Origin of the sequence: Psychrilyobacter piezotolerans (assembly GCF_003391055.1) — a bacterium.
GTDB classification, from domain to species: Bacteria; Fusobacteriota; Fusobacteriia; order Fusobacteriales; family Fusobacteriaceae; genus Psychrilyobacter; species Psychrilyobacter piezotolerans.
Window position 1 is genome coordinate 163,146 of sequence record NZ_QUAJ01000001.1, and the last position, 13,544, is coordinate 176,689.

Annotated in this window: 12 protein-coding genes; 1 reads left to right on the forward strand and 11 read right to left on the reverse strand. The window is 34.6% G+C overall.

Features of this window, described 5'->3' with window-relative positions; translation table 11 throughout:
- The first annotated feature begins 112 nt into the window (after positions 1-112).
- On the forward strand, positions 113-1,981 hold the full coding sequence (abc-f, locus tag DYH56_RS00740) for a ribosomal protection-like ABC-F family protein (RefSeq protein ID WP_114640934.1): 1,869 nt from the start codon (positions 113-115) through the stop codon (positions 1,979-1,981).
- A gap of 626 nt (positions 1,982-2,607) precedes the next feature.
- On the opposite strand, the gene DYH56_RS00745 is transcribed toward abc-f, so the two are convergent.
- From DYH56_RS00745 to rfaD, 11 genes are all read right to left on the reverse strand, one after another.
- Entirely contained in the window at positions 2,608-2,808 is a 201-nt protein-coding gene (locus DYH56_RS00745) for a cold-shock protein (RefSeq protein WP_028855325.1), read from the reverse strand.
- Positions 2,809-2,968: 160 nt separating this feature from the next.
- Positions 2,969-4,276, reverse strand: coding sequence for a GTPase HflX (gene hflX / locus DYH56_RS00750; protein WP_114640935.1), 1,308 nt, complete (start codon positions 4,274-4,276; stop codon positions 2,969-2,971).
- A gap of 208 nt (positions 4,277-4,484) precedes the next feature.
- On the reverse strand, positions 4,485-4,730 hold the full coding sequence (locus DYH56_RS00755; protein WP_114640936.1) for an SHOCT domain-containing protein: 246 nt from the start codon (positions 4,728-4,730) through the stop codon (positions 4,485-4,487).
- 1 nt (position 4,731) lies between these two features.
- Positions 4,732-6,108 (reverse strand): sensor histidine kinase, encoded by a 1,377-nt coding sequence (locus tag DYH56_RS00760; RefSeq protein ID WP_114640937.1) that lies wholly within the window; start codon positions 6,106-6,108, stop codon positions 4,732-4,734.
- Complete coding sequence (locus DYH56_RS00765; protein ID WP_114640938.1) at positions 6,105-6,755, reverse strand: response regulator transcription factor; 651 nt, start codon at positions 6,753-6,755, stop codon at positions 6,105-6,107. The genes DYH56_RS00760 and DYH56_RS00765 overlap by 4 nt, the downstream gene beginning before the upstream one ends.
- A 205-nt stretch (positions 6,756-6,960) precedes the next feature.
- On the reverse strand, positions 6,961-7,602 hold the full coding sequence (locus DYH56_RS00770) for a hypothetical protein (protein ID WP_114640939.1): 642 nt from the start codon (positions 7,600-7,602) through the stop codon (positions 6,961-6,963).
- Between the two features lie 281 nt (positions 7,603-7,883).
- Positions 7,884-8,408, reverse strand: a complete 525-nt coding sequence (locus DYH56_RS00775; protein ID WP_114640940.1) for a ComEA family DNA-binding protein — start codon at positions 8,406-8,408, stop codon at positions 7,884-7,886.
- A gap of 670 nt (positions 8,409-9,078) precedes the next feature.
- On the reverse strand, positions 9,079-10,473 hold the full coding sequence (locus DYH56_RS00780; RefSeq protein WP_114640941.1) for a coproporphyrinogen III oxidase: 1,395 nt from the start codon (positions 10,471-10,473) through the stop codon (positions 9,079-9,081).
- Positions 10,474-10,674: 201 nt separating this feature from the next.
- Positions 10,675-11,700 carry a type IV pilus twitching motility protein PilT gene (locus DYH56_RS00785; RefSeq protein ID WP_114640942.1) on the reverse strand — a complete coding sequence of 342 codons (1,026 nt, stop codon included), beginning with the start codon at positions 11,698-11,700 and terminating at the stop codon, positions 10,675-10,677.
- A 10-nt stretch (positions 11,701-11,710) separates the two neighbouring features.
- Positions 11,711-12,214, reverse strand: coding sequence for a GNAT family N-acetyltransferase (locus tag DYH56_RS00790; RefSeq protein ID WP_114640943.1), 504 nt, complete (start codon positions 12,212-12,214; stop codon positions 11,711-11,713).
- 256 nt (positions 12,215-12,470) lie between these two features.
- Positions 12,471-13,469: an ADP-glyceromanno-heptose 6-epimerase gene (gene rfaD, locus DYH56_RS00795; RefSeq protein WP_114640944.1), complete on the reverse strand. Its 999-nt coding sequence runs from the start codon at positions 13,467-13,469 to the stop codon at positions 12,471-12,473.
- Positions 13,470-13,544: the final 75 nt, after the last annotated feature.

Here is a 13,544-nt window from a genome sequence, read left to right on the forward strand (position 1 = left end):
CAAATAATTTCTTAATTTAGCTTTTTTACTTAATTTATTATATACTGGAAGAGGAAAATTTGATTTTAAATGCGAATAGAAAAATTAAACTAAAGTTTAGAAGGAGATATAGATGTTACAGGTTACTATGGATAAAATAAGTAAATATTATGGCTCAAATTTAATATTAGATGATATCTCCCTCCGAGTAATAGAGGGTGAAAAAATTGGTTTAATCGGTAAAAACGGAAGTGGTAAATCGACTATATTTAAAATAATCTCTAAAATAGAAGATTACAGCAGCGGAAATCTGACCTTACAAAAAAACCTTAAAATTGGGTATTTAATACAAGATTTCACCAACTTTTTAGAAAAAGATGTCAATGAAGTCCTATATAGTGGATTTGAGGACCTTTTAGCCATTGAAAATAACATTAACAACTCTTTGAAACTAATTGAAGACTGTACTTCTCCTACCTACAATGATGATCTGATAAATTACGGTAAATTACAGGAGGAATTCGAGTCTCAAGGCGGTTATGAGATAGATGAAAAAATTAAAAAAATCAAGTTAGGGTTAAAGATTCCTGATGAATTCTTGAAAAAAAAGATTAGTGAGCTTAGCGGAGGGGAAAAAAATAGAGTTTTTCTTGCAAAAGCTTTAGTAGATGAACCTGATCTATTGTTATTAGACGAGCCTACAAACCACCTGGATCTTAGTTCTATAAAATGGTTGGAAGAATTTGTTAAAGGGTATAAAAAAAGTATTTTTTTAATTTCCCATGACAGGTATTTTTTAGACAATACCATCGATAAGATATACGAATTAAATGATAAAGGCATCGAGATATTCAACGGAAACTATAGTTACTATGTTGTAGAAAAAGAAAGAAGATACCTTAAAGAATTAGAAATATACTTGGCTCAAGAGAAAAAAATCAAACAGATGGAAGATGCCATTAGAAGGTTCAGACACTGGGGAAGCAACGGTGATAATGAATCTATGTTTATCAAAGCTGAAAATATGAGAAAGCGTATAGAGAAAATGGAAAAAATAGATAAACCAAAAATTGAAAAAAATATTTCATTTGATTTTGACAGCCAAGGGAGAAGCGGTAAAAGAGTTATTAAAGTTGATAAAATTTCTAAGGAGATCAATAACAAACTGCTATTTAAAAATATCTCTCTAGACCTGTATCTAGGCGAAAGATTGGGTATCGTCGGATCTAACGGCAGCGGTAAATCTACACTTTTAAAGATGATCTTAGATGAAGCAGAGGGTATTACTCTAGGAAGCAGCTTAAAGATAGCTTATCTTGATCAAAACCTCACATTTACAAATTATCAGTCTACTCTAATTGATGTTTTTAGAGATGAAAGTATCGTCAAAGAATCCGACCTTCATAGGAGTCTGGCAAAGTTTCATTTCTATTGTGAAGATTTAAATAAGAAAATAGAATCTCTTAGTGGCGGCGAAAAAGCCAGATTAAAATTAGCTATCATGATAAATAATGGATTTAACCTTCTTATTTTAGACGAACCTACAAATCATCTGGATCTTCATTTCAAAGAAATTTTAGAAGAAACACTGGCTTCATTTAATGGGACTCTTTTATTTATTTCCCACGACAGATATTTTTTAAATAAAATTGCAAATAGGATTATTGAATTAAAGGATCAGACTTTGTATGATTATCCCGGTAATTTTAATTACTACTTAGATCAAACTTCGGAAGTAATAGTAGAAGCTGTAAAAAAAGATAGAGCAGATACCAGAGTTAGAGACAATCAAAAACAAAAAAATGATGAACGCCGGTTAAAAAAATTAAAAACTCTTGAAACAAAAATTTTAAAAACTCTTGATAATTTAGAGGTTGATATCTCTCTAAACCAAGGTGATTACACAAAACTAGGTAATCTAATTATAGAAAAAGAAAAAATTGAAACAGAATATGAAATTTTATTGGAAGAAACCTTTGAATTGGAAGAGCTTTTATCTTAAAAGTTCTTTTTTTTACAGATCTATAAAAATCAAAACCTTCAACGCGGAGACACAGAGATCACTGAGATACGCAGGGTTAAATATTTTTTTGTCACCAATGTTCACCAATCTTTAAATATTCTACTGCTATAACACAGAAGTCTTTTTTAACACAGATTACAAAGATTTAAAATCTAAGATATACGGTTATTAAAATTAAGTATACTAAAAAACTTAATTTTAAATGTATCACAGGTCTAAAACCTTTTTTTCTTGGTTAGAACCTTTCTTTTCCTTTAATTCCTTTTTCTAGATGTTACCCTACTCCTCAATAGATATCTTGCGAGTTTCGTCGTGCCCAACATGCCCGTCAGGCATCCCACTAAGAAACGGGGATCCATGGTCTTCCTCATATAACATCATTTAGAAAAAGTGAGATTTTCTTTCCTCTATTTCTTTTGCTCATGAAAAGAAATGGAGTCAGTTAAGTGTGACACCCTTAGAACCTGTTTTTGTCACGAATTTATAAAACTTAAGCCTCTACACTAAGTCCACTAAGAAAAAGCTGGAAAGATCACTAAAAAAAAAATTTTTGGTAAAAAAAAAGCGATAGAATAAATCTATCGCTTAACTTTCAAATAAAGAAATTATACAGTTTCGATGTTTGAAGCTTGAGGACCTTTAGCACCTTCAGTGATTTCGAAAGTTACTTCTTCCCCTTCTTTTAAAGTTTTGAATCCTTCTTTGTTGATTTGAGAGAAATGTGCGAAGTAGTCGTTTCCATCTTCAGCTTGGATAAATCCAAATCCTTTATCGTCATTAAACCATTTAACTGTTCCTTTTAACATGTGTGTTACCTCCGTAAAATTTTAATACAGTAAAGCTTTCTCAAAATCCATTTAACTTCAATCCCAGAAGGGTTTCTTACTCAATGAAACTTTTGTTTAACTTCCTGTTACTATCCATATGATACTACACCCATTATACTTTGTCAAGTATTTTTACTTTTTATACCAAGAATAAATTGTATCTGTTGATATCATGTCCGTTTAAATAGGCCCTCACATGGAGGCCGTCATCTAAATATTTATGCTCTACAACCTTGGTGTTCTCCAGTATATAGTTAGCCATAGATCCACTTTCAAAGGGAATAATTAAATCTACAACCTTATAATCTTTCATTATTTTCCCCTCTATTTCAGAGATCAAGTGATCTAATCCATCACCAGTCAGGGCAGATATCGGCACCGTCATTTCCAATGGATCGGTAATTTCCAAAAGTTCTTTAGAATTTAATCTGTCTTTTTTATTTTGCACTATTATATACGGGATTTCCTGGGCTCCCAATTCCTTCACTACATTTTTAGTAACCTTCAATTGATGTTCATATTCCTCATTGGATACATCTACCACATATAACAACAGGTCTGCATCTTTTACCTCTTCCAACGTAGACATAAAGGCATCAACCAGAGTATGGGGCAATTTATTTACAAATCCTACTGTATCAGTCAATATAAACTCCAAATTATCCTTTAATTTTACCTTTCTATGAAATGGATCCAATGTAGCAAACAGCATATCAGCAACTGGTGACTCGTGTTTACTCTTCAATGGATTATTTACCCTTAAGAAAGTATTCATCAAAGTGGATTTCCCTGCATTTGTATATCCTATTAGAGCTACTGTCTGCAGGTGGCTCTTTTTTCTCTTACTTTTTTGAACTTCCCTTTGTTTTTTTAACGCCTCTATAGATCTTTCTACATCCCTTATCCTTTTATCGATAGTTCTCCTGTCCAGTTCCAACTTTTTTTCTCCCAGTCCCCTGGATCCTATTCCTCCGGCTTGTTTCGACAGCTGGGTACTTCCTCCTACAATTCTGGGTTTTTCATATCTCAATCTGGCTAATTCGACCTGTAATTTTCCTTCCTTACTCTTGGCTCTGTTGGCAAAGATATCCAAGATTAAACTGGTTCTGTCTATTATTTCCATATCTAAGATACTCTCCAGATTTCTTATCTGGATCCCGGAAAGTTCATCATCTACAAGGAGGATATCAGCACCATATCTGGCCGCCAATGCCTTTATCTCCTCTATTTTCCCACTTCCTAAATAAGTTCCTGCCTCTATTCTGTTTTTTCTTTGACTTATTGTATAAACCGTTTCTATCCCTGCAGCATGGGATAATTCCTTTAACTCTGCCAGAGAATCTTCTAAAGATACGTTGCTTTTTCTGGCAAAGACCTCTATCCCTACAACTATAGCCTTTCCAATAACACTGTCTATAAAACCTTTTACTTTTCCTGGTCTTCCCATAAATCTCTCCTTTTTTTAACACAGATTAAACTTTAACAATAGAACACGGATAACGCGGATTTGATAGATAATCACAGATTTTTATTTTCTTGATTTTAATCTCGAATTTAAAATTCTGTTTCTTTTCCTTAATATATCCGTGTATGCTTCAGCATCCGCGTTCCATTTTTTTCGTATTAATTCGCATCATTCGCGGTTCAGCATTTTTTTAATCTTCTATTATTTTTTTCAATTCTTCATACTCTTCCTTGGTGATCTCTCCCTTAGCCAGCCTCATCTTCAGCCTTTCCAAAGGAGTTTCTGATTTCTGAAGAAATTCGCCTTCCTTCCCCTTCATAAATCTATATACTAAGTATAACAATATTATAGGAAAAATAAAACCCGCTACTCCTCTAAACAGCATAAAGACCCAATAAACTCCCCCTGGTAATCCATCCATCATATGATAGCCCATGTTATACCTCCTTTGATACTTTTTCCAGTGTAAACCAAAATTTCACACCATCACTCACATTCTCTACACCAAATTTTGACCCGTGTCTTTCCAGGATCCCGTTGACTATGGTGAGGCCGAGACCTGTCCCCCCATACTTTCTATTTCTGGATTTCTCTACCCTGTAAAATGCTTTCCAAATATTTCCTAACTTATCTTCCGGAATGGAAGATCCTGTATTTATTATCTCTACCCTGGCTTCATCTCCCTCAGTTTCTAAGTTTACCCTGAGTTCGCCGTTATTCTCCACATAGGATACACCATTACTCAAAAGGTTATTTACAACCTGTCTTATTTTAAATTCGTCTCCTAAAACCATCAGATTTTCCTCTAAATTCAGGATTAAACTTACACCCTTATCTGCCAGATCGATCTTATATTTAGAACTCTCTTCCCTCAGCAGATCAAATAAGTCTAATTTTTCCAGCTTTATATCCACTATTTTTTCCTCTAATTTTATAAGTTTTATCAGTTCACTCAAAAGGGTGCTTATATTATTCCCCTCAGAGATAATAGTCCTAAGATACTCCTTCCCCTCCTCCTTATTTTCAATCAGGTCATATAGGAGCATCTCGGCATGGGTATTTATTACCGTTACAGGGGTTTTTATCTCGTGGGTTACACTGGCAATAAATTCCTTCCTGAGTTCATCGATCCTCCTTCTTTTTTCTACCTCATCTTTCAGCTTCATATTGGATAATTTTAACTGTCCTATATTTTTTTCCAGCTCCGAGGAAAGAAAATTTATATTATCCCCTAATTCTTCCAGTTCGTCCCCGCTTTTTATGTTGGCCCGGTAGGAAAAATCCATGTTTACCATCCTTCCGATAATAGAATTTAAAGCTATTATTGGTCTTGTGATATGGAGGGAAAATATATATACAAAAAAAAGTGATCCTATCAATATAGCTATTCCCTCATAGATATAAAATTCATTGACTATTCCAACTGTACTTCGTATAGAATCCATGGAGATTCTCAGAGTTATAAACTGCCCCGTTGGAAGGAGTTTATAATATTCTAAATGCTGCATCCCCCTGTGTTCGATTACCATGTTCCCCTCATTATTTTCATCCAATTCATATCTCGCTATACGCCTGGGATTTATTTTACCCATCATATTTATTGTAATATTATATTTTTGTGCATAGGTGTCTAACTCTTCCTCTGTGGGAACTTCCTCAGATATCAGTTTACGTACTTCCTTTATCTGAGCTATCCTTCTGTTGGAATAAAAATCCTCCAAATAGTTGTTATTTATGTATATCCCCCCGATTATAACCAGGGATACAAGGGCAAGGGAAAAGATAAATACCTTATGAGTCAATTTTAATTTCATCTCTTGTCCACCTCAAACTTATAACCTATCCCCCTTACGGTTGTTATATGCTCAGCACCGATTTTTTTCCTCAGGGTTTTTATATGGGTATCCACAGTTCTATAATCTCCATCGTAGGCAAAGTCCCATACGTCCGCTAATATTTTTTCCCTGTTCAGAGCTATCCCCCTGTTCAATATCAAATAATTCAATAGTTCAAACTCCTTTGGAGATATATTAGTATCCTTCCCCTTGATATATACTTTATGGTTGTTTAAGTCAACCTCTAAAATACCGTATTTTTTTTTCCCCCCTATTAAATTGAGAAGTTTTTTCACCCGTGTAACCAATATTTTCAGACTAAATGGTTTCTTCAGGTAATCGTTGGCTCCTACCTCCAGCCCCTCTACCTCGTCATCCTCCTGAGATTTTGCTGTAAGCATCAGGATGGGCAGACTGGACTCCTGTCTGACCATCTTCAGCACTTCTATACCATTTACCTTGGGCAGCATCCAGTCCAGTATAATTAAATCTATCTTCTCACTATAGAATATATCCATAGCTTCTGCCCCGTCACGGGCTTCCAACACCTCAAATTCATTTATTTCCAATATTTTTTTTATTACTTTTCTTATGTTCTCCTCATCTTCTACAACCAGTATTTTCATAGGTAGATCCACTCCTTTTTTTTCTCAATAATCCCTCTTGTGGTTTCCCCCTCGGAACCCATTCCTCTTTGGCGTTTGCCCTTTGTCAAAGGGTAAACTACAGTAATAGCTTAGAAGCATTACGTTGGTTCCTCTTTACTAAAGAGGAACCATAAGAAGGAGGAGTTCTAGGGCGAGAGAGGGTTCTTTTTATTATCCCCTATTATTATGAAATTAATGTGAAGACTGTTTTCACCCCTGCCTCTCCTGCTGTCCATAGGGTTTTCATATTTTCCATTAAAAATCCATAAAAATCGGGATCTATATAGGAAGCTATTCCCAAAAATAAAAGTAAAAAAGACCCTGTCGGCCTTATTAATTTTCCCTCTTTCCTCTTATTTAATCCAAGGAGCAGCAGCCCCAGAATTAAAAATAAGATGGTCTCCTCTATGGATCTGCTGAGTTTTATACCTGTCATAAATGAAATTACAGTAAATAAAATAAAGAGAGTAACACTCCCCATTTTTTTTATCTTTCTATTTAAGATTGGAATGTGCAGAAGAGCACTACCATTCCAGCCGTTGGGAAATAGATCATAGAGAAAATGTATTCCCATTCCTATGGAAAAACCCATTATAAAATATCTGAATCCCGTCTCTTTCTCTCCTCCAAAACCTAAAAACCCGCCCTGTTTATTTAAATATATGTATATAAAAAAAAGTGTGATCAACGGACTGTGAGTCAGTATAGACCTGTGTTTTAATTTTAATTTGAAATCCCAGTCCGGGTATTTTATCCCTATGAATACAGAGAACAACCCCAAAACTAAGCCTATTATGTCTATCGCTGTAAAATCTAAATTATGCATCTTCCCTACTCCTGTCTTTTTTTATTATCCATTCAAAATTTGAGCCGCTAATGATCGTAAATAAAGTTTTTTTCATCACTAAGAAAAGAGAACTCAAAGGTGCACAAAGAAAATATAGTAACCGGTTACGCGCAACTTATTGCTTTTTAATGAATACTTCGTGTAACTCTTTATCTCATCTCTTTGTGATTATAATTTTGTGTCAAAAACTATAATTTGAGTCTATTAATGTTATTTGCGGTTTGTTTTTTTACCAGTAAAACATTAATAATCATTGGTGTTTAATTATACTCCAATATATTTTCATAGGCCCTGTATCTTTCCTCTCCCAATATCTCCATCATCTCGATGTTGGAGTAGATCACACCATTTTTTCCTATGTAGATCTCTATTTTTTTTATTTCTTTTTTGGTGAATCCATAATATTTTAATGTCTCAGGAGGAGCTGAGTTTATCTTCAATTTATTTAAAGTCCCACCGTCTCCCGCCTCTATATTCTTAGACAATTTTTCTACACTCTTTTCTCCTATCCCGTCTATCCTGGACAGGTCTTCCAAGCTGTCTACCCTTCCCAGTATTTTTTTATATTCAAATATTTTTTTGGCAATACCAAGACTTATTCCTGCTTTTAAATAATCTTCTAATTGGGCATCGTTTATATTTAATTTTTTATTTTTATCTATGGTGCCAAAGATCATCTCTTTTTTTAATTTTATACTCTTTTTTTCAGGTCTTATCTTATTATAGACAAAACCTGTTGTTAATATCACTATGATTATGATAATCAACTTTATATTCTGATTCAAGGTTCCCACACCTCCTCAAATTCTCTTTGCAACTACTAATATTACTAAATTTCATTTTTTTAGTCACAAATTACACGAATTATCACTAATTCTTTTTCTTGGTTTTAAATTCCGAAGTTTATAGTCGTTGAGCTACAGCTGTACTGTTTCTACAATGACGATCGTGACTTACTCGCTAAGACATTTATAAACCTTCTTGAACTTTTTCGCTAATTTTTCTTTCAAGAGAAAAAGTAACCCGTATTAAAGATGGAATCTTTAGAACCTCTTCTTCTTTACGATTTCCCCCAGTCAACCTAAGTTGCCACTTGTAAAAAAGACCTAAGGATCCCATCCTTAACTGGCTCTGTTTCAGATATCGCGAGTATGTTATTTTCTCTAATAACATTAGAAAAAATAACAATGCGAAAAAAGTAGAGAAAAGCAAGAAGATTCTTACTCTTCCTTCTTATGGTTTCTCGATCACGAGTACGAAAAATTTACTTTTAGTAAAAATAAATTTTACGATGTGAAGAGAAACCGAAGCAATAACCATTTGATGTTATTTGAGTAAGTCAAAGGTAATGTCCGTCTTTTTATAGCTACAGTCCTCGTTATACTGCGGAACTTATTCTGTTGGACGACTAAGTAGAATATTCACTGAGAAGCTAGGGAACATCTAAAAAAAGGGTTATTTAAATAATTCCAATTTTTTAGGCAGCCTCTCCCTCATCTGTCTCACATAGGCTATGGGTTCCTTGGGGCTCACTATCCTCTTTATCTTATCCACAGTGAGACTTTCAGTTACCACAGATTTAGTGATGGCTCCCCCGCCTAATCCAAGGGTGGACTGGTTTTCCTCTATCATCTCAATATTAAATATCGATTCTGTCCCCTCTACAGCAAAGCCCATATTTTCTCCCCATTCAAGGCTGTTTTTCTGCCTGTACATATAATAGGGTTTCATCTTTTTCCCTTCTGTAACCTCATATAATTTTTCTTCTATCTTTTCATAGTCAAGAGGTGCCGGTTCATGAATATCTTTAAATAAAACAGAAGCTTTTTTCAAGGCAAGTACATGGGTCGTCAGGTTTTCAGCAGGATATTTTTTCAGCTCCTCCAGGGTATATAATATATCCTCTGTAGTCTCTCCCGGAAGTCCCAGGATCAGATCCATATTTATTATAAGTCCTATTTTTTTAGCGTAGTCAAACATATCATCAAATTTATCCCTGTCCAATGGACGATTCAATTTTTCTAAAGTTTTCAGATTAAATGTCTGAGGGTTTAAACTTATCCTCTCAACTCCGTAAGATTTCATTATGTCTAATTTTTTAAAGGTAAGTGTATCTACCCTCCCGGCTTCCAGGGTAAATTCTTTTAGATAGGTTAAATTTATATTGTCTTTTATTGATTTTAAGACCCTTTCCATATCAACCTCTGTCAATATACTGGGTGTTCCTCCTCCAATATAGAGAGATTCAATCCTGTTGGAAGTTCCCTTTAAAAATTCCCCTGTAAGAGCAATCTCCTCCAGGAGAGTTTCTACAAATTCATTGTAGTATTTACCGATCTTCCCCTTCATCTCATAGGAAGCAAAGGAACAGTATCTGCATTTTGTCGGGCAGTAGGGTATTCCTATATACATATTTATATGATCCCGGTTGAGAAATTCCATCTCTTTTTTAACCACATCTATGAGTAATTTTACTTTCTTAGGAGTCACCAGATATAGTTCATTTAGTAATTTTTCTATCTCCTCATAGGTGTATGCGAGATTTAAAAACCTTCTCACTAATTTTGTCGGTCTTACCCCTATTAGTCCTCCCCAGGGATATTTTTTATCCATTAATTTCAGGAGTCCCACCTTGGACATGACCAACCTCTGGTCCTCCAGTCTGTCCAAATTATTTTCATATGAAAACACAATTTTCTTCCCTGCTGCCTCTAATTCCAATTCCAAGAATCCATCACATCTTTTTTCCGTAATAATTATTTCTTCATCCACTAACTCCGGTATAAGAACCCGGATAAATTCCTTTAGATTGTTTTTTTTTATCTCAAAATTTAATTTAATATTTTCCATCTTATTTATTTATTTCTCCAATCTTTTCTAAAATTTTATAAATTCAAATTCTCCTACCACGAATTACACGAATAAAATCCAATCGAAATCAAAATACCCGACACGGATAACATCGATTTATTAGGATTGTCTATTAGCGTTATTCTTGGTTCAATTTTTAATCTATATCTATAAGTTTTTCTTACTTCTTATTTAAATATTCTATAATATTCTGCTTTTATATTCCTCTCTACTTATGATTCCTTTATCGAATAGGGCTTCCAAAGATTTTTCCATGGTTATCATCCCAAATCTGGCTCCTGTCTGTAAAACAGATGGTATCTGGTGGATTTTCCCTTCCCTTATGAGGTTTCCTACAGCCGGATTTCCTACTAATATCTCCAAAGCAACTCTTCGGCCGGTGCCATCTTTCGTTGGAACCAACTGCTGAGCTATTACCCCCCTCAGAGAAGTAGACAGCTGAGACCTGATCTGTCCCTGTCTTTCTTTGGGAAACACATCTATTATTCTGTCTATTGTTTTGGCCGCACTGTTTGTATGGAGAGTTCCAAAAACCAGATGACCTGTCTCAGCTGCTGTGATTGCAGCCTCTATAGTTTCCAAGTCTCTCATCTCCCCTACAAGGATTACATCGGGGTCCTGTCTGAGGATATATTTTAATGCTGTTTTAAATGAAGCGGTATCCGACCTGATCTCCCTCTGTTCTACCACACTCTTCTTATGGCTATGCATGTATTCTATAGGATCCTCTACAGTTATTATATGATGTGCTTTTTCCTCATTTATCTTGTCTATCATAGCTGCCAGAGTAGTTGATTTACCACTCCCTGTAGGTCCCGTCACCAACACTAACCCATTTTTATACTCTGTAAATTGTTTCAAGGTTCCCGGTAATTTCAACTGTTCAAAGGTAGGAATTTCAGTATTCAATACCCTGATGGTTATTCCAACTGTTCCCCTCTGCATATGGATATTTGCCCTGTATCTTCCCAGCCCTGCAACTCCAAAGGCAAAATCATATTCATGATGTTCCTTAAACTCTATGTATTGATCTTCCGACAGGATTGTTTTAGCCATCTCCTCCAAATTTTTAGGCAGCATCTTGTCAAAATCACCTGTGTCTAACAGTTCCCCGTTTATTCTGATCATAGGTGGTCTGCCTACTACAAAATGAATATCCGATCCTCCTACCTCATTAGCCTTCTCCAAAACTTTTCTTAATTCCATAAAATCTCTCCTATTTTATTATATACTGTTCATACAGCTCATTATTATCCTCTGCCAGGCCCATAAAAACACCATTATTTTTTATAATTATTTTTTTCGAGCCCTCATTATCAGAGGTACAGGATACTCTCACTTCTTTTATCCCTAGTTCTCTGGCCTTCTCCAGTCCCAGCCCCAATATCTTCGTCCCATATCCTAAAAATCTTTTTCTAGGAGGTATATCATAGCCTATATTTCCATGAACAGGTATACTCTCATGTCTTATTTTTATGATCCCTCTAATTTCTTTTTCTCTCCTATCTACAAGCCAGTATTCAGTAGCAGCAACATCACCTTTAGGCAGAGTTATCCCCATCCTCAATTCTTCTACCCTTCTTAAGTAGCTGTCAAAATTGTCTGCGGCCTCCATATATGAATAATACAGAAGGTCATTATCTTCCTGGTAATCAAATATCATCTCTCTAAATTGTTTTTCAAGTTTTTTTACAGGTAATATTAATTTTATTCCTATCACCTCCTAATTTTCATTTTAATCCTTTTGAAACCGCTAATGTCACAAATCAAAGTCAAAACACTTGATACGGATGACACAGATAAACTTCTAATTTACAAAATCAAATAACTCAACCACCAATCAATGCTGATACTCACTAATATCTAAAGAAATACCAGTTATTGACTATAATTAAAAACAAGGAAAAAAATTCCTTGTTTTCATCTTTAAAATCCTATTCTTTTTATTCTACAGTTCTTTTAAATATCCTTTAAATTTATAGATATGGATTTTCTTTAGCCAAATGATTTTGAACGTAATCCTTTACTCCCTCTTCCAATGTATGGAATTCCTCTGTATATCCCACTGACTTTAATTTTTTCATCTCCGCACAAGTATAATATTGGTATCTTCCTCTAAGATCCTCAGGCATCGGTACATACTCTATAACTTTAGATTCTTCCAATGAATAGTCATCTGCACCTGCTCTTATTGCATTTAATGCAAGATCTTTAAAACTTCTGGCAACTCCGGTTCCTATATTATAGATTCCTGATTTATCCTCGCTCTCTATAAAGAACTTTAATACCTTTACTACGTCTTTTATATAAACGAAGTCCCTCAACTGACCTCCGTCTTCATATTCAGCCTTATGAGATTTAAATAATTTTACCTTCCCATCTTTCTTATATTGATTGAAAGCATGAAATACCATGGATGCCATTCTGTCTTTATGGTATTCCTGAGGTCCGTATACATTAAAAAACTTTATTCCAACCCATTGTTTAGGAGTTCCCTCCTGCTTAAATGCCCAGTCATCAAAGAATTTTTTAGAGTATCCATATTTATTCAGTGGTTTTAATTTTTTTAACTCCTCCGGACTTACATCATCATCATATCCTAATTCTCCCAATCCATAAGTGGCAGCAGATGAAGCATAGATGTAGTTTATATCCCTTTGTGTACAGAATTCCCACAATTTTTTAGTGTATTCGTAGTTATTTTCCATCAGGAAATCCATATCTGTTTCAGTAGTTGCAGAACATGCTCCCATATGCACCACTGCTGTTATTTTTTCTGCATTTTCCTCCACAGACAACCATTCAAACAAATCATTTTTATGTACCCAGTCATAGTAGTCTCTGTCCCTTATATTTAACCACTTATCTTCTTTTTCTAATTCTCCAGATAAGATGATATCATTTCTTCCGCCTTCATTTAATTCCCAAGTTAATGCACTGGCAATAAACCCACATGCTCCTGTAATCAATATCATATTCCTAAACCTCCAATTGTTTTAGTTTTAGATTTTTTTATAACCTAATTTTAACATAATTATATATGGATGAGC

Bases quoted from the DNA above. Each gene is read 5' to 3' on its own strand.
- abc-f (WP_114640934.1), top strand. From the start codon at position 113: ATGTTACAGGTTACTATGGATAAAATAAGTAAATATTATGGCTCAAAT.
- DYH56_RS00745 (WP_028855325.1), bottom strand. From the start codon at position 2,808: ATGTTAAAAGGAACAGTTAAATGGTTTAATGACGATAAAGGATTTGGA.
- hflX (WP_114640935.1), bottom strand. From the start codon at position 4,276: ATGGGAAGACCAGGAAAAGTAAAAGGTTTTATAGACAGTGTTATTGGA.
- DYH56_RS00755 (WP_114640936.1), bottom strand. From the start codon at position 4,730: ATGGGCTATCATATGATGGATGGATTACCAGGGGGAGTTTATTGGGTC.
- DYH56_RS00760 (WP_114640937.1), bottom strand. From the start codon at position 6,108: ATGAAATTAAAATTGACTCATAAGGTATTTATCTTTTCCCTTGCCCTT.
- DYH56_RS00765 (WP_114640938.1), bottom strand. From the start codon at position 6,755: ATGAAAATACTGGTTGTAGAAGATGAGGAGAACATAAGAAAAGTAATA.
- DYH56_RS00770 (WP_114640939.1), bottom strand. From the start codon at position 7,602: ATGCATAATTTAGATTTTACAGCGATAGACATAATAGGCTTAGTTTTG.
- DYH56_RS00780 (WP_114640941.1), bottom strand. From the start codon at position 10,473: ATGGAAAATATTAAATTAAATTTTGAGATAAAAAAAAACAATCTAAAG.
- DYH56_RS00785 (WP_114640942.1), bottom strand. From the start codon at position 11,700: ATGGAATTAAGAAAAGTTTTGGAGAAGGCTAATGAGGTAGGAGGATCG.
- rfaD (WP_114640944.1), bottom strand. From the start codon at position 13,469: ATGATATTGATTACAGGAGCATGTGGGTTTATTGCCAGTGCATTAACT.